Origin of the sequence: Streptomyces sp. NPDC127114 (genome assembly GCF_042677525.1) — a bacterium.
In the GTDB taxonomy this organism is placed as follows: Bacteria; Actinomycetota; Actinomycetes; order Streptomycetales; family Streptomycetaceae; genus Streptomyces.
This window is the reverse complement of sequence record NZ_JBHXTJ010000004.1, coordinates 153,089-176,223: the sequence shown is the minus strand read 5'-3', so window position 1 is coordinate 176,223 and position 23,135 is coordinate 153,089. Positions and strand designations below refer to the sequence as shown.

The following is a 23,135-nucleotide window of genomic DNA, read 5'->3' as shown; positions in this document are numbered from 1 at the left end:
CCCCGCACTTCAGTGATCAAGTGCCGGGAACTCTAGAACAGACCACTGACAGCGCACGTCCGAGGTGTTGTCCGCCAGAGCGTCCCGCCCTCGGGGCCAGGCCGCCTTCGGGGCCAGGACGCCTTCGGCGTGACGGTACGCGTCCTCGGCCGGCCCTCCGCGGCCCTGGGCGCGATCGAGGCGTCATCCGCTCCTGGCCGAGGCGAGCCGGCCCACGACTCTGACTGCTCTCTACGCCGAATCCTGTCGGACTTCACTGACACGAGGTGTCAGTGAAGCACTCGTAGCGTGCGGTTCATGGACCACAGCACCGCATTCGCGTTCTTCATGGGCACCTACGACGTTGCCAACCGCTGGCGCAAGGACTTCCTCGACCCCGCCGAGGGAGAAGACCGATGGGAGGAGTTCCCCGGCATCACCCGCGCGTCGGCTCACTTCGACGGGCGCGCGAGCTTCGACGAGATCGAGTTCCCGACCAAGGGCTTCGCCGGGCTGACGCTCCGGCTGTACGATCCCGCCGCCGACGCCTGGTCGCTGTACTGGGCCAGCAAGCGCAGCGGCATCCTCTTCCCTCCCGTCACCGGGCGATTCCAGCCCGACGGCACCGGCGTCTTCCACGGCGACGACGAGCATGACGGCCGTCCGGTGAAAGTCCGTTTCACCTGGTCGGAGATCAGTGGGACGACCGCTCACTGGGAGCAGGCGTTCTCCGTGGACGAGGGGCGGACCTGGCTCACCAACTGGCACATGCACATGACCCGCCGGGAAGACTGACCACGCTGCCGGCCGAGTGGGCTTGAACCCGACCGTCCCTCGATCACGAGGCGGCGGCGCCGTTCGTGGGCTCACCTCGGCAGCGCCCCGCCCTCCGTTGCGGCTGCGCCACGTTCTTGCCGGCGCCCAGGGACGGGGCAGCTGCCAGGCATTCGTCTGGACAGGACCACCTGCGCGGGGCATACCTGATGGCGGAGGTGAACGCGATGGCCAGGCGCGCTGGCGGGGGCGCTGGGATGCTGGTGCTGGTCGGGCTGCTGCTCGTGGCCTCGACGGCGGTCGTGGGCTGCGGACCGGGGGCGGAGCAGTCGACCGGGGTCGTGCACGGCACGGTCGTACGGCCGCCGGGCCGGGATCCGCGCTCCGGTGCAGGCGGGCCTGACGGCCGAGACGCGGTTTGGGTGCCGGTGAACGGCGACCCGGTGCGGGCGCGGGACGAGCGCGACCGGGTGGTGGCAAGCGCGGTCAGTGCGTCCCCCGATGGTGGTTTCCGGTTCGAGCTGCCGCCTGGCGCCTACCGGATCACCGAGGACATGTTCGGCGTCAGCGCGCGGGTGCGCGTACGGGCGGGTGAGACGGTGACCGTGAGGCTGACCGTTCCGTCTGTGTGAGTGAGGGCCGTCCGCTCGGGCTCGACCGAAGGGGTGCAGTTCGCCGGCGAAGGGGTGTCGGCGCGGATCGACCTCTGGCGCTCCTCACGCTCGGTGATCACGCTGCTGATCGTCTCGTAGCCTCCCGATGAGGAGATCCTCGCGTGAAAGCTGCTCCGGCTCGCCCCGGCATCACACGGCCACGATCAGTGCTCAGACGCGCACTCGCCGCCACGCTCACCCTGGGCCTGACGGCCCCCCTCCAGGCGTGGGCCACCACGTCGCCCCCGGTCCCCGCGTCGGCCGATCGGGAACTGCTGAGCAGTCCGACAGACCTCACGAAACGGCCGCTTTCCCAGGGCACTCGCCTGCCCCTGAAGCAGGCGGTGCAGGCCACCCCCGGGGTGGCCGTCATCGACGCCTCGGCGTCGGCCTCCAGCGGCGGCGGCAACGAACCGTCCATCGCGGTCAACCCTGCCAACACCAACGAGATCGTGATCACCCGGTTCAACGGGAGCTGGTCGGGGGTCGGCGGCGGCAACGCCGATCTGCTCTACTCCGACGACGGCGGCATCACCTGGACGAACCGTGCCACCATCCCCTTCCACGGCCTGACCGACACGACGAACGGCCCCAACGACCAGACGATCGACTTCGACCGCAACGGCAACCTCCACGGCGCGTTCCTCACCTGCAGCTCCGCCACCGCGACAGCCGCGTTCTGCGCCACGTCCCATACCGTGACGGGCTCGACGGACGACCCCACCGACGCGACACACTGGAGATGGTTCGGCAACCCGCCCACCCAGGCCACGAGCGGCGCCCGCACGGGGACCGACCAGCCGTGGCTGCTGATCAACCGTGACACCGCGAACGCCAACCAGGACAACGCCTACATCGGCATGCAGGACTTCGGCGGCGCCCCGGACGCCCGGGTGGCCGTCTACGACGGCGCGGCGGCCTCCCAGCCCGCGGGCGTCAGCCGGGACAACATCGCCGGCGCCATGAGTCCGCTGGTCACCAACGGGGCCCTGCGCCTGGCCAAGGACCCGCGCAACGGCACGATGTACGCGCTGTATCAGACCTCGACCGGCACGAACCAGACCAACAGCGTGCTGCGCAACCAGCCCGTCAGCGTCAACTGGCGGCTCAACCGGTCGACGGACAACGGCCAGACCTGGACCCTCAACGGCGACGCCAACGGCATCGTCGTCGCCGCGGAGAACAGCAACCAGGGCCTGGGCTACAAGTTCGGCGGCGTGAACGCCCTCCTGGGCGGCATCAACCACGCGGCCGTCGACCCCAGGAACGGCGACGTCTACGTCGCGTACGGCGCCGACACCGCCACCGGCAACAACCAACTCCGGATGCGCCGGCTCACCGACAACGGCTCGGGCGGGCTGAACATCGGCGCGGCCGTCAACATCTCGGCGTCGACCGACGCGGCACTGCCGTCCGTCGCGGTCCTCGACAACGGCACCATCGGCGTGCTTTACCACACCTTCGACGGCACCAACACGGCCGGCTTCCCGGTCTTCTCCGCCCACCTGGCCCGCAGCACCGACCAGGGCGCCACCTTCAGCGACACCCTGCTGCAGACCTTCTCCTCCCCCGTGACGGACCAGACGGGCTGTGACACCCGCCCGCAGCCGCCGAACCCGAACCCGCCGAACCTGACCTGCGCCCGGCAGCGCGTCCTCGGCGACTACCAGCAGCTGAAGGCCGTCGGGAACACCTTCTACGGCGCGTTCCCCGGCCACACCGGAGGCCGCGACCCCGTCGGCTCGCCGCCGATCCACGCCATGTTCTTCAGCATCCCGCAGGTCACCGAGACCTCGCTGTCGTCCTCTGCCAACCCGTCGGTCTACGGGCAGCCGGTGAGGTTCACCGCGGCCGTCCGGCCCGTCCCCGACGGCGGCACCGCGAGCTTCACGGTCGACGGAAGCGCGCTCGGCGGTGCGGTGCCGGTCGACACGACGACGGGCCGGGCGACCTCCGCCTCGATCTCCACGCTGAGCGTGGGCGACCACACCGTGAACGCCACCTACAGCGGTACCACGGACTTCCTGGGCAGCACGGCCGACGCCCTCACCCAGACAGTGAGCAAGGCACCGACCGTCACCACGCTCACCTCCAGCGCGAATCCGTCCTCGTTCGGCCGGCCGGTGACCTTCACTGCGGTCGTCTGCCCGAGCGGCGCCAGCACCGCGCCCTCCGCGGCCCCGACGGGCACCGTCACCTTCAGGGACGGCACCACCCTGCTGGGCACCGGAACACTCAGCCCCGGTGGCGGTACGAACTGCGCGCGGGCGCAGCTCACCCACGCGAACCTGCTGCCCGGCAGCCACACCATCACGGCCCAGTACAGCGGTGACGGCAACTACCTGGCCGGCGACGCCGCGAGCCTGACCCAGACGGTGGCCTGCACCCGCACCATCACCGGCGACTACCCTCGGGACGTGTTCGCCAGCCGTGAGAGCACCTGCATCATCGACGCGAACGTGGGTGGCACGGTCCACGGCATCTCGCAGGGCGCGCTGTTCATCGGCAACTCGACCGTCGACGGCAGCGTCCTGTCGTCGCGCGGCACCCTGTTCGCCATCTGCGACAGCTTCATCGACGGAAGCGTCTCCGTCCAGCGGGCCACCGGCTTCGTCCTCCTGGGCGACCCCGGTGACGACGGCTGCGCACCCAACCGCATCACCGGAGGCGTGCAGCTGACCGACAACAGGGCCGGTGCCGAGCTCGTCTCCAACGACATCCAAGGGTCCGTCCAGGTGAACGGCACCACGGGCAGCGGACCGTTCCCGATCGACGACCGGGCCGCCATCGTGGACAACACGATCGGCGGATCACTCAGCTGCGCGGGCAACGTGCCCCCGCCGACCAACCGCGGTGTCCCCAACACCGTGACAGGCAGCCGCCGCGGCCAGTGCGCCGCTCTTTGACGCCCAGCGACGGCAACGGGCCGCCACCCCGCGGGGTGGCGGCCTTCATCGAGTGGGGTGGCGGCACCCGACGTGCAGACGGGCACCGCGCTGAAGGGTCGCCTCGTCATCAGCCGGAGTCCGGCCTGGTCTCTCGGCCAGGCGCCTTCAGCGGGGGTTCTGCTCATCGGTGACGAGCCTGGCTCCCTGCGCGGTACGGCGGTACAGGACGTACCGCCCGTCCCGAGTGGGGCTGACCAGGCCCGAGCGACGCAGGATTCCCAGGTGGTACGAGACCGTCGCGGGGCTGAGGAAGTAGCGGGTCGCCAGCTCGGCGGTGGTGGCCGGGCGGTCCAGCGCCGTGAGCAGGCCGGCCCGGGTCGATCCGACGAGGCGGGCAAGTTCGGGGGGCGTGGTGTGCCCGCCCGACGACTGGGGCGATACGGGGTAGACCATGAGCGGCGGCCAGTCGCCGATCGGTCCCAGAGGATCGACGGCCACCGCGGGGAACTGCGCGACCAGCGAGGGGATGAGTACCACCAGGGGTGCTTGGAGGCATCCTGTGAAGCGGCTCTCGATACGGAGCGTGTCGTCGTTCCAGGTGATGCCGGAGTGGATGGAGTTGAACAGGTCGCCCGCGCCGTAGCGGACGATGGTACTCGCGCGCCGGTCCACCTCGGCGTCAAGGAGCGACTTGGCCGTCTTCCACTGGGGCGCGAAGGCCAGTTGCCAGTAGCGGCGTAACTCGGTGGCGGCCTGGCGCGCGACATGGCGCCCGCCGCGGGACATGGCCCGGCGTAGCGTCTCTGACGGCTCGATCCCCTGCAGACCGTACGCAGGTCGGCCACGGCGGGCGAACTCCAGCTCCCTCATGACCCGTTCGGGATCGGTGGCCGCCACCAGTTCCAGCTCATCCTCGATGGTCGGAGCGGGACATGTCGGATACGGGCTGAGGAAGTCAGGGAGATAGCCGGCGCCCTCGAGCGCCAATGTTGAGAGCAGAGGCAGCCCCGCGCGGCGCAGCGACCGACGGGCCTGGGCGAGCCAGGGACCGAAGTCACCCCTTGGGCTGAGCCCCCAGGGCATGAGGGTGCCGGTGACCTGCTGCAGCGGGGAAACCGCGAACCGAGATCGCGCCAACCCCGCTGCGTTCACGGTGAGTTGCATCATGGCCCCGCCCCCGGATGCGCCACGGATTCGAACGTCCTCGAATCGTCGCATGGAACCTCCGCCTCCGGGTGGTGTCGGCGCCAATCTCGTTTCAACAGTGAACGAGCGAAACGACAAGGGGGATCGCAGGAATGCGTCGCTTCAAGCTGAGGGTGCTCCTCGCCCTGACGGCGAGCCTGGCAGGGCTGGCCGTTGCGCTGCCGCAGGCCGCCCAGGCACAGCAGGTGGGTACATGCGTCGACGGTCAGAGTCCGTTCAACCTGTCCGGCACAACGGTGAGGGAGCTGCGGTTCCCCAGCGGCTCCGTCTGCCAACTGCGATACGACTCGGACACGACCTGTGCCTGGGGCCGGATCGTGATGGGTCGTGTCGGGGACACCCTCTGGGTGGACAGGGCATGGACCTGGCAAGAAACACAGAACGGCGGGTGGCAGCCTTGGCTGGGCTACACCTCCATCAGGTCCGGCGGCAGCGTGTACACCACGGCCTGGGACGACGACGGCCACTACATGCGGGCGTGCGGAGAGTCCCAGGACCATCTGGCCTGCACCGGCTGGTACTGAGCGAAACGCGCGGGCGGGGGGCGCCGCGGAGTTCCTCGCGCGCTCGGGTCCGGCCGGTCAGGTCGGCCGCCGGGCGGGCGCCGCAGAGTGCCTCCTCCCGCGAGGGCAAGGCGGCGAGGGCGAGGCCGGGAACCGTTCGTCACTGGCCGGCGAAGCCGTCGCCCGCCTCGCGGAGGTGCCGGCAGCTCGGAAGTTGTCCGACCGCGGCTCGGCGGCGGGAGCGTCCCTGCCATGTTGCTGGCCATGCGTGATCAGACACCATCTGCCCACGTGCGCCAGGACGCCTGTGACTGGACCTTCACGTACCGTAGCGGACTCGTCGTACGGGACACCAGGGGGCACGTGAGCGCGTGGGGCGCATCGGGCGAGCGGGGCACGGGAGTGCGGGGCACGGGAGTGCGGGGCACGGGAGTGAGACGCATGCGGTCCGTCGCCCGGGGTACTCGGGACGCGACCGCTCATCGTCGCAGCGAAAGGAAGCCTGAGATGACACCCATCGCTCCCGCGGCCCTGCCGCTCGCCGCCTCCGGGACGCCGTCGCTGCTGATGATCCTGGTGGGGCTCGTCGTGGTGCTTGTGCTGCTCGGTGCGTTCTGGTGGGGCAGCAAACGAGTCGCCCGCAGACGCCGGCCCACGGGCGGGGTCCGGCAGCCGCCCGGAACAACGCGCGAGAAGGCAGCACACGACTCCGAAGCACCCGATTCGGGAGGGAAGCGACAGCGATGAAGGTCTCCGCCCTCGCCTACCGACCCGCCTCACTGGCCTTCGGCGCCGCGAGCGGCCTGCTCGCCGGAGCCGCGTTCAAGAAGACGTGGCAGTTGCTGCGACACGAGGACGAGGCCCCCAAGGCCACCGACGAGGAACGCCGTTGGAACGAGGTGCTGCTCGCCGCGGCCCTCCAGGGAGCGCTCTTCGCCCTCGTCAAAGCCGCCGTCGCCCGCGGCGGGGCCACCGCGCTGCGCCGCCTCACGGGCACCTGGCCCGCTTGAGCCCCGCCCTCTGCGCCTCTTGCCTTCTTGAGGCTGGCTTTAGCCTCCTGAGCCTGGCGTGCGCGAGCGGGCACCACCGCTGTAGCTGTAGGTGTCGCCACCCGCTACGGCGTGTGCCGGGAGCCCTCCCTCGTCGTGGCGGGCGGCCACGCCTGCCCGCTGCGGTTCCGCTGCCTGGGCTGCGAGCGCTTCTCAACGGACATCGTCTGCTGCCGTCGGTGGACCGTGGGAGGCACGGGTGTTGGCACGTGCCCAAGGGTCCTCCTTAAGCGGCATCCCACTCTGCCTGCAGTCAGCTGATTTGCGCCTCGCTGAGCGGAGGCTCGAAGCCTTCGGGAAACGTGAGTGTGAGTGGTTGTGGCCACATGTTTTCGGGCCCGTGCGCTTCACAGTGCAGAGCCATGAGATGCGGTCCCTCCCCGCAGGCCTCGCTCTGGTAGAAGCGGTCATGCGCCTGGCAGAAGTACGAGAACACCGTGCAGTCGTCTTCGTCGGTCGGCTCGTAGAAACCGGGGTCCCGGACGATCAGTTTCACCGGTTCCTGACGGTTGAACGGGGGGATGGGCCGAGGATCGCACCACAGCAGTCGAGGAGGAAGCACGCGATCATTCTGTGCCAAAGGCGGCTTCCAGTCAGCCCGCAGGCGGGATGAAGATGCCGGCGAGATGGAGTGTGCCGCCAGGTAGACGGTGGCGGTCTCGTCATAGCGAGTGGCCAGGCCGCGCCACTGCTTGAGTCTCTGATACAGCGCTCGACCGTGTTGCGCCGCTTTTGTGCAGGCGTCACGGTCGAAGGCAGGTGGTCTGCTTCCGCAGCTGCCGAGGCGCTTGCGATTGGCGGCCTGACCCTGGCGCCAGGGCGCGCCCACGAACTGCCGGGCCGGCGCAGTATCAGGTTGGTCGCCACCGTCCGCCGGTCCAGCGCCGGCGGCGCCGGAGTCGAGCGACCGTAGCCAGACACCGTCCACGCCCGGTGGACGACCGTGGTTGGCTCCAGGCTCCGGAAAGTTACCGGCTCCCACCTGGACGGAAGCACGGGTCGATAGGAGGCAAGTACACCGCCTCACGCCCGTCCTCCCTCGTTTCGAGGGCTTTCGAAAAGCTGTCGGGGCTGCGCATGCCGCGCCAGACTTCCGCAGGCGGGGTCCCGCGGCCGCCTGCCGGGTGCGCCGCCCGTCCCGCTCCGGAACCGTCACCTATCGAGGGAGAGACATGACCATGTACGGCATACGGGCGGTGAAGACCGCGCTGGCGGCGCTGGTGGCCGGCGCCTCGCTTGCGCTGACCGCGCCCACGGCCTCCGCCGGGCAACTCGCTTCCGACTGTTGGAACACCGGCCGCTGGTACTGCAACAACGTCTACGGCGCCCCGGTGTACCAGTCGAAGTTCGGCGGCGAGATCGTCGGCTACATGTACACCACAACCAGCTGGTTCGAGTGCAAGTCCGACAACGGGGACTACATCGGCGGACCGCACCCGAGGCGATGGGTGTGGACGCAGGCGGACAACGGCCAGTGGGGTTACATGCGGGACATCGACATCTACAGCGAGACCAACCCGCTTCCCAACTGCCCCCTGTAGCCCCGCCCGCCGCATCACCAGGCACCCGGCCCCCGGCCCCCGCACCGGAACCGACCCACCCCAGCTAACCTGCTCAGGCGTGGTCCGGCGCGCCGCCCCGTGGTGCGGCGCGGCTGGCGGGGGCATCGCAGGATGCAGCCGAAAGCCCACGCTTGTCGGAGGGCGGGCGTTGAGGCTCATGCAACGCAAGAGGGCCAGCTCATGGACCAGGAGACCTGCAGAGCTCCCTTGTTGCCGATGGAGAACCACGCCCGCGTGCCTGCCTCGCCAGGTGTCGCGCTGACGCCCCGATTCGTCTACCGCGCGTGAACCTTCTACGAGCCCTCGCCCGCGAAGTCACCTGACCGGCGACTTCGCGAGGACAACGACTCGATCCGCCTCGGCGTCGTAGCCGAGTACCGGATGGCCATGGTCGCCCTCCGGATCCATCAGCACCGACTTGCCCAGCCGCCGCCCGATCTCCCGGAGGAAGCCGCAGAACACATCAAGACGATCCTGGCCTTGCAGCTCCCGCAGATCCAGGTCGAAGTCGACTTCCTGATCGGTATGAAAGCGGAAGATCGCCAGCACATCGTCCGTCGGCCAGACCCGCAGGGCTGGGCACTCGGCATCCGGCGGGCGAGACAGCACGTCCTCCGCCCGCGGCACTGGAAGCACCAGCTCTCCTTCGGAGTACTGGTGCTTCCAGCCCTTCTCCCCCACAAGATCGAGAACCGCCTGCCATTCCTCCACTGACGCGTCCGGGACGCGTACGTCTGGCAAGGCCCCCATCACGTCCAGGTCGACGAAGCACTCCACGTCATCCCACAGCAGGTCGGTCATCCCGCCATGCTGCCCGGCTCGCCGACCCATCGCACCCCCGATTCCCCTGCACAAAGGAACGCAGGTCTCTGCGGCGGTGTCCCCCTCGACACCCCGGCCACCGGCGCCCCGCCCCGCTGACGGACGCCGGACGCCGAACGCCGGACGCCGGACGCGCTCAAGCTGGACGAGAACGACAAGGGCGCGTACTGAACGCCCACATCGGGTGACGCGGGCCTATCAGGTGTCCGGGTGCTCGGAGGTCGTATGCGCCCGCAGGGGGGCCGCTTCGGACTGGCTGGTGTGACCGGTTAGGGCTTGGTTGCTGCGGCCGATCTGGCGGCCTGCTCGATCTTCGCGCAGTAGGCCGCACGGGCTTCCGCGTCGATCTGCTGCTCGTATTCGGGGCGCAGCCCGGTGCGGCCGTCGAGGGCCTCGCGCAGGATGTCGGCGTGTCCGGCATGCCGGATGGATTCGCCGAGGACGTGGACCATGACGGCGAACAGGTTCGTGTTGGGAGAGGGCTCCGGCCACCAGGGCACATGGCCGGGGGCGTCGAGGGGCAGCTCGTTGATCGTCGCGTCCGCGTGTTCCCACGTGCGCCGGTAGAACCCGATGATCTGGTCGCGGGTCTCGTCCTCGCTCGCCCACAGATCGCTGCCGTCGTAGTCCTGCCATCGGGGCAGCCCTTCCGGGGAAGGGCGGTCGAAGACCTCGCCGAAGTACCTGGCCTCGACGGTGGCCACGTGTTTGACCAGGCCGAGGAGGTTGGTGCCGGTCGCCGTCAGAGGACGGCGGGCGTCGTACTCGGACAAGCCGTCGAGTTTCCACAGCAGCGCCTTGCGGTCCCGCCGCAGTCTCCCGTGCAGGTTGTCCTTCGCGAATTCGTCGATCATGCTGCCTGAACCTTCCGTGGGCTGTTCGTGGTTTCAAGATCCCGTACGTGGTCCGCAACGGCTGGCGGAGCCGAGGCTGAGGACTCCGTACACGATGAGCTACCGGGAGATGAATGCTGTCCCAGGGGGACGGCTCGCGGCCGGCCCGGCCTGCGACGGTTACCGTGCAGGAGAACTGCACGCATGTTGTCCGGTGCCGTTCTCTGGTGCCGTTGAGTCTTTCCGGACGGGGAGCGGGGAGGCGGGCGCGTGCCAGGCGAGGATCCAGCCGGCGGTGAGCACCGCCGCGCCGCCTGCGAGGGCCATTGCGCCGCCGGTTCCGATGCCTGCGGCCACCGAGCCGAAGCAGGCCGGCCCGACGCCCTGCAGCGTCATGCTGCCGGAGCCGAGCAGGCCGAAGGCCTGGCCCTGGCCGTCCTGCGGCAGGGCGTCCAGGAACGGCCGTTGCAGGCCGAGACCGTAGGCCAATCCGAAGCCGCTGAGCAGCAGCAGGCAGGCGGAGACGCCCACTCCGGGCTCGGTGGCGAAGCCGACCAGCGGCAGTCCCGTCAGCGCAGTCAGCGGGACTACCAGTCGCTCCCGGGTGAGCGGCCGTAGCAGTCGGCCCACCAGCAGGTCGCCGACAAGCATGCCGACCGGCAGACAGCCCATCAGCACCGCGTACCAGCCGGGCCCGGAGCGGTGCCCTCCCGCGTAGGCGACGATCAGACCTTCAGCAGCAGGCCGGCCCCGTACAGGCTTGCCCGGACGGCCCCGCCGTCGCCCCGAGCGCTGCCGGGTGGGCCGTCGGGCTCTCCCCGCTCCAGCCGGGGGAGCCGGAGGCGGATGGCGAGCGCGCAGCCTAGGTAGAGGGCGGCGCTTACCGCGAGCGCCCGGTGCGGGCCGAGTAACGCGACGACCGCACCTCCCAGCGCCAGTCCGAACAATTGCGCGCCAGAGGAGGCGATGTTGTTCAGCGAACGGCCCAGTACATAGGCGTCGTCCTTGAGCCACTGCGCGACCAGTCGACTCGACGCTCCGCCGAACACCGGTGTGGTGAGGGCGACCAGCGCCATGACACCGAGGCTTGCCGCGACCGGCATCTGCACCAGGGCGAGCAGCAGGGCGGCGGCGCACTCCAAGGCGTAGCCGCCGGCGATGAGCGCGCGGGGCGGCAGCCGGTCGGCCAGTGAGCCCAGCAGCAGCGAGCCGAACAACTGCGGCAGAAAGCCGATACCGAAGGCCAGGGCGCTCAGCAGCGCGGAGCCGGTGGCTGCGAAGACCAGCACCGAGTACGTGGTGATCCGCAGCGAGCCCGCAGTGATCGCGACGGCGCGGGTCGAGAAGAGCAGCCGGAAACGTGGCTCGGCCAGCACTTCCCCGTAGGTGGCACGCTGGTTGCCCTGCGCGGTTTCGGCGGTTGGGGTCATGACGCCCAGCCTCGCCGTGCGCCCACGCCACTCACCAATGATTCGTCGCTGGACGAATCGGAGCCGGGTGGCCGCGGTAGCATGGCAGGGTGCTGCGTTTCGAAGTCTCCGTCGAGGACCTGCTGCGCAGCCGCTTCGCACTCTCCCCCTCGCTGGACCTCTGCCTACTGCTGCGCTCGCTCGCCGGCCACGACCGGCCGCTGCCGCGCGCCTGGGCCTCCCGGCTCATGCCGGCCTTTGAACGGCTTCGCCGCGAGACCGAACTGGACGCCGCCCTCGCCCTGCAGGCCCCGCAAGGCGGACCGAACTTCGTCGCCCCGCCCCCGCGCGCCCTCAACCAGTCCTGGGCAGACGACCTGGCCACGATCCGGGCCACACCGCTGGAAGCCGCCCGCCACGAATTCGCCGCCACCGCGACCGGCCCGTCCGCCCGTGATCCTCGTGTACGCGCGGTGCTGGACTCGCCGGACGCCGTCTCCAGGATCGCCGAGTCGATGGACCAGGCGTGGCAGGAGCTGCTCGCCCCGGACTGGCCACAACTGCGCGCGATCTGCGAGCGCGATGTCGTGCACCGGGTGGGGGTGATCGGCGAACACGGATGGGCCACGACCATCGAGGGCCTGCACCCGGGCATCGCCTGGCACGCCGGCGGTATCGAACTCGGGTTCTTCCGGGGCGGAACCATCCGCCTCGCCGGCGACGGGCTCCTGCTGATCCCTTCGGTCTTCGTCGGAAACGTCGCCGCCCACCTGGAAGACCCCTGGCCCAGGACCCTGGTCTATCCCGCCCGCGGCACCGCCGCCCTGTGGGACGAACAGCAGCCCCTCCCCCGCCCCGACGCGCTGACCGCTCTGGTCGGCCGGGCCCGGGCCCGGCTGCTGGTGGCGCTGGACGCCCCGGCCAGCACCAGCCACCTCGCCCGAAGCCTCGCCATGGCACCCGGCGCGGTAGGAGACCACCTCGCCATCCTGCGAGGCGCGGGGCTGCTCGTCCGCGCCCGGTCCGGACGGTCGGTGCTCTACCGGCGCACCCCGCTCGGCGAGGCACTGGTCGCCGGTTCGGGCTGACGGCTCCGATCAGCAGTGTTGTTTGAGCTGCCGTCAGTTGATCATCACGTAGCTGCGGCCAGGTCGGGCGCGGGGCCGAGGCGGAGGGGCCCGGGCTTGGGCTGGCCGGACTCCGCGTACGGCAGGTGCGCGCACAGGCTCGGCAGCCGGCAGGCCGTCGCCCAGGCATCCGTCGCCGGAACACGGCCCTGTCTGTCAGCCAGGTACCTCAGCGATCGCAGGGCGACGGTTCGAGACGACCGTGAGGCGCACCGGAGCAGGCGGGCGTCACCTGGCCGCGGTTTCACGGCCGGCGTCGCGCGCCGCGGCCATGGCCTCGGCGTGGAGGTCGGCGGCGAGGTCTTGGAGGTGTTCCATGCCGGGGGCGGTGGCGGCGAGAGTGAGCTCGCGTTCGATGACGGTGAGGTCGGCCTGCCACACGTCGGCGAGGATGCGCTTGAGGTAAGGGGTGGAATGGTCCCAGCCGTCGCGGTGGGTGCCGGGGCCGTAGCCGCCTCCTCGCACGGTGATCAGGACGGTCGGCTTGTCCTTGAGTACCGGACTGCCCAGGGGCGCCCCGGCGATGACCAGGTCGACCCAGGTCTTGAAGTGCTGGGAGACACCGAAGTTGTACAGCGGCACGGCCAGCACCACCGCCTCGGCCACCTCCAGCTCCGCGACGAGCGACTCGGCCAGCAGGCGGGCGTCGCGCTGGGCGGGAGTGCGGTCGGCGTCGGGCGTCAAGGCACCGGCGTGGGCATGTGCCCAGGCGTCGGCGGGCAGCGGATCGGTGCCCAGATGGCGGCGTACCACCGGCTTGTCCGGGTGGGCCGCGGTCCACTGGGCTTCCACGATGTCGGCCAGTTCGGCGCCGGCCGAGGTGTCCGGACGGATGCTGGCGTCAAGCCGGAACAGGCTCATGGTGTCTCCTTGCGTGCTGCCGCCGGCGACGCGGCGGGCGGGCGAGTTCGTCTCGACTGTTCGACAACACGACGCCGTGGAATGTCAGGTGACGCGGCGGCCTCACATTTCGGCACGCTGTCTTGTCGGTGAGGCGTAGGCAGACACGACCGAGGAGCCGTCACGATGACCACACCATCCGTGCCAGAACTGCGCCGGCCGGATCCAGGACTCGACGCGATCATGAGCGAGCGGCGCCATCTGATCAATCTCGCCTACCGGTTGCTGGGCTCCCTCGCCGACGCCGAGGACGCCGTGCAGGAGACCTACAGCCGGTGGTACGCCATGTCTCGGCGGCAGCAGGACGCCATCGAGTCCCCCGGTGCCTGGCTGACCACGGTCACCAGCCGCATCTGCCTCAATGTGCTCAGCTCGGCACGGGCCCGGCGCGAGACCTACGTGGGGCATTGGCTTCCCGAACCGCTGCCAGAACCGACGGAGTGGATCGGCGGGCGGCCGGGCGGCGAGGCCGTCGACCCGGCTGACCGGGTCACCCTGGACGAGTCGGTGAACCTTGCCTTTCTGGTCGTACTCGAATCGATGACTCCGGCCGAACGCGTCGCGTTCATCCTGCACGACGTCTTCCGCTACCCCTTCGCAGAAGTGGCCGAGATCGTCGGCCGCACGCCGGCGGCATGCCGCCAGCTGGCTTCGTCGGCCCGCCGCCGGGTCCGGGCCGCACAGGCCTCCGCGCCCTCGTCGGCCGAGCGCGCCGGCATCGTCAGAGACTTCAAGCAGGCATGGGAAGCGAAGGACATCGACGCCCTCATCGGCCTTCTCGACCCCGACGCCACGGCGATCGGCGACGGGGGCGGCCTCGCCGTCACCTTCCTGGACCCCATCGAAGGCGGCGAGCAGGTCGCGCGCGCCCTGGTCGAGATCGCCCGCCGCAGGCCCGGCGACATGGCGTTCCTGGAACGTACGGTCAACGGTCAGCCCGGCGTGGTGGCGGAGCAGGACGGCGTCATCGTGACGGTGTTCGCGTTCGATGTCGTCGACCGGAAGATCAAGTGCCTCTGGGTGATCCGTAACCCCGAGAAGCTCCGCGGCTGGACGGCGGGAGCTGAGCCAGTCGTCCAGGTCCGTGCCGGCCGGAGTCGGTCATGACCGCGTACGAGGCATCCGGTGGAGGGGTCGAGCCTGATCAGATCGTGGTCGCCGAAGGGCTGCACACATCCTTCGGCGACACCCGTGCCCTGCGGGGTCTGGGCCTGAACGTGCCATCACGCGCAAGGGCGACGAAGGCGTGCGGCCCGTCGAGGGTGCCTGTGGGTTACGCCGGGTCGTCGAGGGAGCGCTCAGCCTGCCAGCGAGCCCGCACGACTCCGTCGCTGTCAGGCATGACAGCCGAGAGCAGAGGGCGCCGTTCGTCGGCGTACACGGGCAGAACCGCTGCAGCATGGGCACCGGCGATCCGGGCAGCCAGCTCCGGGAACTCGCCTTCGTCAGCGACACCGCTGTGGATCTGGCCGTCCATGTCCTGCCAGACGCCTTCGACGAGCCCCTCCGTCGGCAGGGCTTCGAGAACAGCGGCGGTGTCGGAGGAGAGGTCTGGCCACACGGACAGGCGCGCGCGGGGAGCGAGGGCGGCGCGAACCGCGTCGACGGTGTCGCTGGTGAGGGGATGCCATCGTGAAGCGCTGTGAACGTAGATCTCTTCCAGGAGTCCCGCGCGGCCGCTGGCGACTTCCCTGCGCAGTCTCGCCCAGAACTCGTCGTCGCCCGGCCGTAGGACGCCGTCCTCGTCGGGCTCGAAATCGTAGGGAGACACATCCAGGCGTTCCGGGAAAAGCCCGAGCTCTCGGGAGCGGGCAAGTGCCGCGTGGCAGGGCTGACCGCTTTCGACGTAGACGTACTGGTCCCATCCGACGTGCACCGCGAACGCCCCCTCGACCTCCAGCCTGCACCAGGCGCCACTGTCCCGCAGCATGAGCCGGACCAGCTCCAACCCGGTGTCCAGCGACACCTCTGCCCCGTCGTAGAAGCCGGCAAGTCCGCCCGGAAGGAGTGTGCCGAGACCGAAGCCGCTGAGAGGCGGCTCGACACCGAAATGGACGAACGACGAGATCCCCGGCTCGCGCACAGACAGACGGTCGACGCCCGAATCCGCGGCGAACGCCTGAATCGCGTGAAGATAGGCCGCCTCGACCTCGCCATGATCGCTGGTTACGTCCTCGGCTCCGGTGTAGTCCCCGTACTCGTCACGGTCGGCGGGGTCGTACTTCGTCACGCGGTAGACATAGGAGAGCTGCACACCGGCATTTTCCGGCGCCGGCCTGGGGAACTGCCACGGGTTTTGAGACGCGGCGTCGACATGCTGCAAGACGACTCGGAAACCGACTGGTCAGCGCGCGGTGCCGGCCAGCAACTCGGCTCGGCGGTGCGACGCGGAACCGCGTGCGCACTGGCGGGCTCGCGGTGAGCCCGGACGCCTGGCGCCATCACCCGAATGGACGCGTCCAAGCCCCAGTGGCTCGTGGAGGGCGACTAGCTTCGTTTCGTAGGTAGCCCATATGGCCGAAGGAGGACCTATGACGGGCATGCCCCGGCATTCCGCGGCCCGCGTGGCCGCAGCCTTCGGGATCCTCGCCGCGCAGTCCCTGGCCCTGGGTGTCCTGGGCACGGGCCCGGCTCACGCCGCCGTGCAGTACTACGAGATCCGCAGCCCGGACGGCAAGTGCCTGGCCGTCCCGGGATCCTCCCAGCGCTCCGGCGCGGACGTGGTCCTGTGGGACTGCCTGGGAATCACCGACCAGCGATGGCGAGTCACGGACGTCGGAGACACCCCAGTCGGGCAGTTGGAGGACCGACCGGCCGACCAGCAGACCGACCACGTCCTCTTCGTCAAGCTCCGGGCCCAGCACAGCGACAAGTGCCTCGCCTTGGCGGGGGACCGCTTCGATCCGGGCGTCGACATCGTGCAGGCGGACTGCTCGGACCAGAACCTGAGCACGGAGTGGGGGCTGACCGGACACGGGGACCGCTTCGAGATCGGCAGCGAGCACTGCGTCGGCGTGCCGAGCGGGAAACAGCGCAACGGCACCCCCGTCGTGTACCAGGCCTGCACCGAGAGCCCCCCGAAGTGGTCGTTCAAGCCCTGGCAATGACCTGGGTTGTCTAGTGACCGAGTCTTCTCGAGCTGCGGCTGCGGGTGCGGGGCGGCCGACCCGCTCGGGGGCGCGGACGGCTGGACCTTCAGGCGCCGTTGGCCTGGACGGTGTGAGCCTCTGGATCGCCTCCCCGGCGTTGGCGAAGACCGCTGCTGCGCGCCGCTGTGGGCAGGCGAGAGTTCCGGGAGTTCATTCCCGACTCTACGGTCTGTGCGAAGACCGCCGGCTCCGGTGACCAGCGAACGGAGGCGTCCGGCAGGGGGCTGGAGGCATGGCGGCGGGCCGGACGCGCGCGCCCGCGTCGGCCACGCCTGACCTGGCTCGACCAGGCACGCCCGGTGTACGACGCCGGTTCGACCTTCACCCCTCGCCCCCAGCCCACCCTGGCCCTCGGCCGGGCCTACGACGTTCTCGTCCACCTCCACCGCGTTCGCGCGGCCGACACGCTCGTACCGGCGTCGTAGGTGCCGTTCACGGGCGGGGCGGGCCACTTGGCCTTCGACGGCGCCGTGTGCCGGGCGGGGCCACCATGGGTACGGGGTCCTCGGCGCAACCTGCGGCGGCCGGTGTCCGTGGGGCGAGGTGAGCGGCCCGTCAGGTCAGGTTCTGGACGAGGGTGGTGGCGGTGCCGTTGTCGGCGATGGCCGGGGTGCCGGTGCCGCGCGCGGTGAGGTCGTTGCCGACGAGCCAGGTGCCGGTGGAACCCGCCATCACGCCGATCGCCGCGCCCGAGGTGCCGCCGACGACCTGGTCGACGGTCGTGGACTGGACGAAGGTGCCGGCCGCGTTGCCGCCGACGCGTACGGCGTAGGTGGTGGCGCCGGTGATGCGGTTGCCGCGCAGGGTGGCTCCGCTGACACCCGCGTTGATGCCGTACCCGGTGGTGGTGGTGACGGTGTTGTCGGCGACGAGGGTGCCGGTGGCGCCGCTGTCGACGCCGATGCCGTCGCCCTGGACGTTCGTGACGCTGTTGCCGGTGACCAGGGCGTTCGGCGAGTTCTGGACGTGGATGCCCTGGCTGTTGCCGGTGGCGGTGAGCCGTACGGTGGCGGTGACGGTGTTGCGGGCGATGGTGAGGCCGTCGGTCTGGGTGGCGTAGATGCCGGCCTCGCCCTTCACGGACTCGACGGTGTTGCCGACGACGGCCAGGTCGCGGTGGCGGGCGCCGCCGGTGGGTACGGTCACGGAGATGCCGCCGCTGCCGTCCACGCCGCGCACGGTGTTCCCGGAGACGGTGATGCCGCTGAGGGCGTTGCCCTGGGGCGAATTGAGGTAGATGCCGTGCAGGGCGATGCCGGTGAGGGTGTTGTCGGCGATGACCGAGTCCTGCCAGTCGGCGGCGCGGATGCCGAAGGCACCGCTCCACTCGACCGTGTTGGCGATGACCCGGATGCGCCGGTGGTGGACACCCTTGGCGCCCCAGTGGTCCCCGCACAGGGCGCCGAAGGGCCCGGTGGTGGTACCGGCGCGCAACGTGCAGCCGGTGATGAGGATGTCCTCGCAGGGGGTGGCGTCGTAGCCGGGTGCCGGGAGGTTGCCCTCGGTGGCGCAGGTGATCTGGATGGCTTCCTTGGTGGTGAGGCTTGCCCCGTCACCGGGGTGGAGCCCGTCGAAGACGCAGTCGACGACGGCCGCGTCGCGGACCGCGTTGAGCTCGACGGCGTGCGCGGAGGGGGTGTCGAGGAAGGTGCAGTCCTTCACCAGGACGCCGGAGCAGTGGGCGAAGCCGATGGCGTCGCTCTGCTTGCTGAACAGCGCCCCTCGCATGTCCCAGGTGCCGCCGAGGACGGCGATGTCGCCGGCGCCCTCGTAGCCGTAGGCGGGCGTGACGGAGTCGAAGTTCTTCAGCAGGGCACCGCTGTCCTTGTTGCGGACGATCCGGGCGCCGTACGCGGAGACGGTGGTGCCGGCACCGAGAACGAGGCTCGTGCCGATCGGGTACGTGCCGGGCGGGACCAGCAACGTGGCGCCGCCGGCTACGTCCCTGACCGCGGCGAGGGCGGCCTGGAAGGCGGCCGTGTCGTCGGTGGACCCGTCGCCCTTGGCGCCGTGAGCGGTGACGTCGACGACGACACCTCGGCCGGCGGCCGCCGCGGGCGTGGCCCCCAGCACCGCCCCGCCGTCCCATGCCGCCGCGAACGCGCCCATGCCCAGCATCACCGTACGGCGTTCCATCAGCCACTCCCCCGTCGTCGACGTACCGCAGGAGCGTACGTCAGAGCCCGTTCGAGCGCGCCGCGGGTCAGCGGTGCGGGTCCCGCCCCGGCGAGCGCACACCCCGGATCTTGCATGATGACCCGCATGAACACGGAGACATGCGACCCGGTGGAGTTGGCGACCCTCCGCGAGGTCATCGCGTCGTACCCCGAGGCAGCACCGCCGGCCGGCTGGGAGGCGGTGCGGTCCTTCGAGGCGGAGCACGCCGTCGTGCTCCCGGAGCCGTACCGCACGTTCGCGGCCGAGGTCAGCGACGGGCTGCGCGCCGGACCGCCGTACTACGGCCTGCTGCCCCTCGCGCAGACGCCGCCGGACTGGGGCGAGGGCCGCCCCGAACGTCTGCTCGCCGAGCCGTTCCCCCTGACGGAGGCGTGGCTCTGGGAGGACGACGAGACCGAACTGTCGGAGCAGGAGTTCGCCGCCCGGACGAACGCCGTGTTCGACCACGGTTCGCTGCTGCTGGGCACCGACGGCTGCGGCATGTACTGGCACCTGATCGTCACCGGCTCGCAGCGCGGCCAGGTCTGGCAGATCGCCGGCGAGGGCGCGATACCCTTCGGCACCCACGCTCCCGACGCCCTGATGCCCGGCATTCCCGGTTTCACCGGGTGGGTGACGCACTGGGCCGAGCGCCGCCCGTGGTTCGCGGACGCTTGACCGTGCTGCGGGGGGGGCGGGGACCCGTCTGGTCGGCCTGCTGTCCGGGGAAGGCCGAGGCGGCCCCACTCGGGCCACGGGCGGCACGAGCGGCCTCAGGCGGCCCGGAGCGGCCCTCAGGCGGCCAGGCGGCCGGGCATCCCAGGTGGCCGGGCCGGCCCCACGCGGCCCCCGGGGCCCCCGGCCCCAAGTGGCCGGAGCCACCCGGATGGTGACGTCACCTACGATCGCACCCGCATACGCAACCACCGCCTGCGAAAACAGCGTCGAGCACTACGCTGACGCCTTTGAGGACGTACAGGAAAGAGCGGGAAGGCACCCATGGATCCGGCAGTCATCGGCACCCGTCTCGCGTCGGGCGCGCTCGGCCCGCTGCTCCGGAAGCTGTTGGCCGCCGACGGGCCGGGCGCCGGCCTTCCCGGCCAGGCCCGCCGCGTACGCCTGTCCTCACTCGTCTCCTTCCGCGGCGAGAAGCGCACCCTGACCGAGAAGGACGTCCGCCGCCTCGCCGCGACCCTGGTGGAGCGGGCGGCCGCGGGGCCGGGCGAGCAGCCGTTCCCCGCCGACGAGGCCGAGGCCGTCACCGACGCCCTCGCGGCCACCCTCATCGCCCTCGGCGACCTCGACATGGACGACGTCCAGGCCGTGGCGCTCGGCCACGAGGCCCTGGCGGCGCGCCTGCGCGCCGCCGCGCCGTGCCCCGACGGCCTGGCCACCGCGTCCCTGCACTTCCTGGACGCGGTCACCGTCTGGGCCTGCCGTCACATCCTGGAGTTCTTCACCCAGCGCTCCGCCTTCGTGCCCCGCACCCTCGTGGAGCAGTCCCGCGGCCAGTCGGCGCTCCACGCCAAGGCCGACGTCCTCCTCGCCCGACTCCCCCATCCCGACGTGCGGGACGCCGACTTCGAGCGCCGCTATCTCGCGCATCTGGCGAAGAAGCACGGCCGGCTCGTCATCTACGGCATCGATCTGCACCACTCACCGGACCAGTGGCCGCTCGACGCGGCGTATCTGTCGCTGGAGGCGACGGCGCCGGGATCGGTGGACGGATCCTTCCAGGACGGTGAGGAGTGGTTCCGGACCGGCGACGCCGCCGGCCAAGGACCGTCCCTGGACGGCTTCGCCTATCCCACGCCTCCTGAAAGCAGTGCCGTACGCGCCGACCTCGCTCTCGCCCAGCACGACCGGATCCTGCTGCGCGGCCTCGCCGGCTCCGGCAAGACGACCCTCGTCCAGTGGCTGACCGTGTCCGCAGCGACCGGGCACCAGGCCGAGGGCATGGCCTATCTCCACGGCCGCGTCCCCTTCGTCCTGCCCCTGCGTACCCTCACCCGGCACGGTGAGCGGCTGCCCGCCGCCGCGCACTTCCTCTCCGCCTCCGGCTGTCCGCTCACCGCGCCCGACGGCTGGGTCGACCGGGTCCTCACCTCCGGGCGCGGCCTGGTCCTGGTGGACGGCATAGACGAGATCCCGGAGGCCGAACGCGGCCGGGCCCGCCAGTGGCTGCGCGACCTGCTGGCCGCCTACGGGGACGGCAACCGCTGGCTCGTGACCTCGCGCCCCAGCGCGGTGGGCGACGCGTGGCTGGCTGCGGACGGTTTCACCGAGCTCACCCTGTCCCCCATGACGCGCACCGAGGTGACCACCTTCGTACGCCGCTGGCACCAGGCCGCCGGTCCGGCCGCCGCGCCGTACGAGCAGCCGCTGCTCGACGCCCTGCGTACCACCGAGGACGTCGCCCGGCTCGCCACCAATCCCCTGATGTGCGGCCTCATCTGTGCCCTCCACCGGGACCGCCGCGGCTTCCTGCCGCGCGGCCGCAAGGCGCTGTACGAGGCAGCCCTGTCCATGCTGCTCAGCCGCCGCGACCGCGAACGGGACATGGGCAGCCCTACGGGCGTCGAACTGGGCGAGGCCCCGCAGATCCAGCTCATCCAGCGGCTCGCGTACTGGCTGGCCCTCAACGGGCGCACCCAGATGGACCGCCGGCACGCCGAGTCGCTCGTACGCTCCGCCGTCCCCGCCGTCCAGGAGGCCTCGGCGTACGACCCTGGGGCGGTCTTCACCCATCTCCTCCACCGCAGCGGTCTGCTGCGCGAGCCGACCGCCGACACGGTCGACTTCGTCCACCGCACCTTCCAGGACTACCTGGCCGCCAAGGCGTTGGTCGAGCAGTGGGACATCGGTGTCCTCGCCGCGCACGCGAAGGACGACCAGTGGGAGGACGTCATCCGCATGGCGCTGGGCCATGCCCGTCCCCGCGAGTGCGCCGAGCTCCTGGACGAGCTCATGAAGGCCGCTGACCGCGTCGAAGACCGTCGAGGCCAGCAGCGCATCCTGGTGCTCGCCGTCTCCGCCCTCGACCAGGTGACGGAGGTGGCTCCGCACGTGCGGCAGGCGGTCCTGGACCGCGCCTCGGAGGTCTTCCCGCCCCGGACGCAGCAGGAGGCGAGGGTGCTGGGCGAGGTGGGCCCCCTCGCCCTCGACCTGCTGTCCGATCCGGAGGGCCTCGGCGACGAGGAGGCGCTGATGATGGTGACGGCCGCCAGCCACATCCGGACCGACGCGGCGATCCCCTACCTCGCCCGGTTCGCCGGGCATCCGTCGCTCGGCGTCCGGTCCCAGCTGATCTGGTCGTGGCACCGCTTCGAGAGCCGGACGTACGCCGAAGAGGTGGTGGCGCGGCTCGACCCGAGCCGGCTCCGCTACTTCGTCGCCAACGACGAGCACGCCGGGGAACTCCTCCGGATCGGCCTCCGGCCCGCCCTGCTGGAGATCGCCGAAGGCGTCTCCGACCCCTCCCTCGCCGAACTCCTCGGCGCCTGCGACCCCGCCCAGCTCCGCATGCGGCGCGGCGGCAGCCGGCCGGACCTGTCGGCACTCACCGCGCTGACCCGGCTGACGTCCCTCGTCCTCGGTCTGGACGCCGACGCCCGTTGGTCCACCGCCGACCTGCCCGCACGCGCCCCGATCGAGCACCTGGAACTGCCGCCCGTGTGGCCCGAGGACGGTCTGGAAACCCTCGGCCGGTTCCGTGAACTGACCTCGCTCAACCTGTGGCGGGCTCCCGTCGCCGACGCCGGCACATGGCGCTCCCTCGCCGCGCTCCCCCGCCTGCGCGTCCTCGCGCTCGACCGGATGGACCTTCCCTCGTGCCCGGACGGGCTCGTCCTGGAAACGGTGAGGACGGTCCGCCTCGTGCATGACGGCACGGCGACGACGGGCGAGGTCACCGCGGTCTTTCCCGGCCTGGAACGGATCGAACTGGTCGACTCACAAGAGCAGGTCCAGGTCCTCACTCCCTGAGGCGCACGGACATCCGGCCGGGCGGGGCCCGCCTGCACGGACATCCGGCCAGGCGCGGCCCGCCTCCACGGACATCCGGCCGGGCGGGGCCCGCCCTCGCCAGGCCGAGCACCGGACGGTGACAGCCACCTGGCACGATG

19 protein-coding genes and 1 pseudogene are annotated in these 23,135 nt (G+C 70.9%); 12 read left to right on the top strand and 8 right to left on the bottom strand.

Features of this window, described 5'->3' with window-relative positions:
* The first annotated feature begins 297 nt into the window (after positions 1-297).
* The 3 genes from ACFVGS_RS06330 to ACFVGS_RS06320 all read left to right on the top strand — a co-directional run bounded on the left by ACFVGS_RS06330 (position 298) and on the right by ACFVGS_RS06320 (position 4,312).
* On the top strand, positions 298-774 hold the full coding sequence (locus tag ACFVGS_RS06330) for a hypothetical protein (protein WP_385690918.1): 477 nt from the start codon (positions 298-300) through the stop codon (positions 772-774).
* Between the two features lie 206 nt (positions 775-980).
* Complete coding sequence (locus tag ACFVGS_RS06325) at positions 981-1,385, top strand: hypothetical protein (protein ID WP_385690916.1); 405 nt, start codon at positions 981-983, stop codon at positions 1,383-1,385.
* A gap of 365 nt (positions 1,386-1,750) precedes the next feature.
* Positions 1,751-4,312, top strand: a complete 2,562-nt coding sequence (locus tag ACFVGS_RS06320) for an Ig-like domain-containing protein (RefSeq protein WP_385690913.1) — start codon at positions 1,751-1,753, stop codon at positions 4,310-4,312.
* A 147-nt stretch (positions 4,313-4,459) separates the two neighbouring features.
* Here ACFVGS_RS06320 and ACFVGS_RS06315 read toward each other — a convergent pair whose 3' ends face one another.
* Positions 4,460-5,512, bottom strand: a complete 1,053-nt coding sequence (locus ACFVGS_RS06315; RefSeq protein ID WP_385690911.1) for a helix-turn-helix domain-containing protein — start codon at positions 5,510-5,512, stop codon at positions 4,460-4,462.
* A gap of 80 nt (positions 5,513-5,592) precedes the next feature.
* Here ACFVGS_RS06315 and ACFVGS_RS06310 point away from each other — a divergent pair, with 80 nt between their 5' ends.
* The 3 genes from ACFVGS_RS06310 (at position 5,593) to ACFVGS_RS06300 (ending at position 7,013) form a co-directional block, all read left to right on the top strand.
* Positions 5,593-6,024, top strand: a complete 432-nt coding sequence (locus tag ACFVGS_RS06310; RefSeq protein WP_385690908.1) for a DUF2690 domain-containing protein — start codon at positions 5,593-5,595, stop codon at positions 6,022-6,024.
* A 486-nt stretch (positions 6,025-6,510) separates the two neighbouring features.
* Positions 6,511-6,750, top strand: a complete 240-nt coding sequence (locus ACFVGS_RS06305) for a DUF6479 family protein (protein WP_385690905.1) — start codon at positions 6,511-6,513, stop codon at positions 6,748-6,750.
* On the top strand, positions 6,747-7,013 hold the full coding sequence (locus ACFVGS_RS06300; RefSeq protein WP_385690902.1) for a DUF4235 domain-containing protein: 267 nt from the start codon (positions 6,747-6,749) through the stop codon (positions 7,011-7,013). Before ACFVGS_RS06305 ends, ACFVGS_RS06300 begins: the two co-directional genes overlap by 4 nt.
* Before the next feature lie 292 nt (positions 7,014-7,305).
* Here the strand turns inward: ACFVGS_RS06300 and ACFVGS_RS06295 are convergent, their stop codons facing one another.
* Positions 7,306-7,980, bottom strand: coding sequence for a hypothetical protein (locus tag ACFVGS_RS06295; protein ID WP_385690899.1), 675 nt, complete (start codon positions 7,978-7,980; stop codon positions 7,306-7,308).
* 244 nt (positions 7,981-8,224) lie between these two features.
* Here ACFVGS_RS06295 and ACFVGS_RS06290 point away from each other — a divergent pair, with 244 nt between their 5' ends.
* Positions 8,225-8,593: a hypothetical protein gene (locus ACFVGS_RS06290; RefSeq protein ID WP_385690896.1), complete on the top strand. Its 369-nt coding sequence runs from the start codon at positions 8,225-8,227 to the stop codon at positions 8,591-8,593.
* A 336-nt stretch (positions 8,594-8,929) separates the two neighbouring features.
* Here ACFVGS_RS06290 and ACFVGS_RS06285 read toward each other — a convergent pair whose 3' ends face one another.
* The 3 genes and pseudogenes from ACFVGS_RS06285 to ACFVGS_RS06275 form a co-directional block, all read right to left on the bottom strand.
* Positions 8,930-9,415: a hypothetical protein gene (locus tag ACFVGS_RS06285; RefSeq protein ID WP_385690893.1), complete on the bottom strand. Its 486-nt coding sequence runs from the start codon at positions 9,413-9,415 to the stop codon at positions 8,930-8,932.
* 290 nt (positions 9,416-9,705) lie between these two features.
* On the bottom strand, positions 9,706-10,290 hold the full coding sequence (locus ACFVGS_RS06280; protein WP_385690890.1) for a DinB family protein: 585 nt from the start codon (positions 10,288-10,290) through the stop codon (positions 9,706-9,708).
* Positions 10,291-10,449: 159 nt separating this feature from the next.
* A pseudogene (locus ACFVGS_RS06275) lies at positions 10,450-11,699 on the bottom strand (MFS transporter).
* Positions 11,700-11,788: 89 nt separating this feature from the next.
* Between ACFVGS_RS06275 and ACFVGS_RS06270 the strand changes: the two are divergent.
* Positions 11,789-12,766 (top strand): ArsR/SmtB family transcription factor, encoded by a 978-nt coding sequence (locus tag ACFVGS_RS06270; protein ID WP_385690887.1) that lies wholly within the window; start codon positions 11,789-11,791, stop codon positions 12,764-12,766.
* Positions 12,767-13,033: 267 nt separating this feature from the next.
* Here the strand turns inward: ACFVGS_RS06270 and ACFVGS_RS06265 are convergent, their stop codons facing one another.
* Entirely contained in the window at positions 13,034-13,666 is a 633-nt protein-coding gene (locus tag ACFVGS_RS06265; RefSeq protein WP_385690884.1) for an FMN-dependent NADH-azoreductase, read from the bottom strand.
* Between the two features lie 165 nt (positions 13,667-13,831).
* Between ACFVGS_RS06265 and sigJ the strand changes: the two genes are divergently transcribed.
* The gene (gene sigJ / locus ACFVGS_RS06260) at positions 13,832-14,812 is read left to right on the top strand and encodes an RNA polymerase sigma factor SigJ (protein WP_385690881.1); all 981 of its coding nucleotides are present in this window, start codon (positions 13,832-13,834) and stop codon (positions 14,810-14,812) included.
* A 166-nt stretch (positions 14,813-14,978) separates the two neighbouring features.
* On the opposite strand, the gene ACFVGS_RS06255 is transcribed toward sigJ, so the two are convergent.
* Positions 14,979-15,959 carry an RNA-binding protein gene (locus ACFVGS_RS06255; protein ID WP_385690878.1) on the bottom strand — a complete coding sequence of 327 codons (981 nt, stop codon included), beginning with the start codon at positions 15,957-15,959 and terminating at the stop codon, positions 14,979-14,981.
* A gap of 277 nt (positions 15,960-16,236) precedes the next feature.
* On the opposite strand from ACFVGS_RS06255, the gene ACFVGS_RS06250 reads away from it, so the two are divergent.
* Positions 16,237-16,812, top strand: a complete 576-nt coding sequence (locus ACFVGS_RS06250) for an RICIN domain-containing protein (protein WP_385690875.1) — start codon at positions 16,237-16,239, stop codon at positions 16,810-16,812.
* A 597-nt stretch (positions 16,813-17,409) separates the two neighbouring features.
* Here ACFVGS_RS06250 and ACFVGS_RS06245 read toward each other — a convergent pair.
* On the bottom strand, positions 17,410-18,990 hold the full coding sequence (locus tag ACFVGS_RS06245; RefSeq protein ID WP_385690873.1) for a right-handed parallel beta-helix repeat-containing protein: 1,581 nt from the start codon (positions 18,988-18,990) through the stop codon (positions 17,410-17,412).
* 114 nt (positions 18,991-19,104) lie between these two features.
* Between ACFVGS_RS06245 and ACFVGS_RS06240 the strand changes: the two genes are divergently transcribed.
* Positions 19,105-19,689, top strand: a complete 585-nt coding sequence (locus tag ACFVGS_RS06240) for an SMI1/KNR4 family protein (RefSeq protein ID WP_384414064.1) — start codon at positions 19,105-19,107, stop codon at positions 19,687-19,689.
* A 321-nt stretch (positions 19,690-20,010) separates the two neighbouring features.
* Positions 20,011-22,995, top strand: a complete 2,985-nt coding sequence (locus tag ACFVGS_RS06235; RefSeq protein ID WP_385690870.1) for an NACHT domain-containing protein — start codon at positions 20,011-20,013, stop codon at positions 22,993-22,995.
* Positions 22,996-23,135 lie beyond the last annotated feature (140 nt).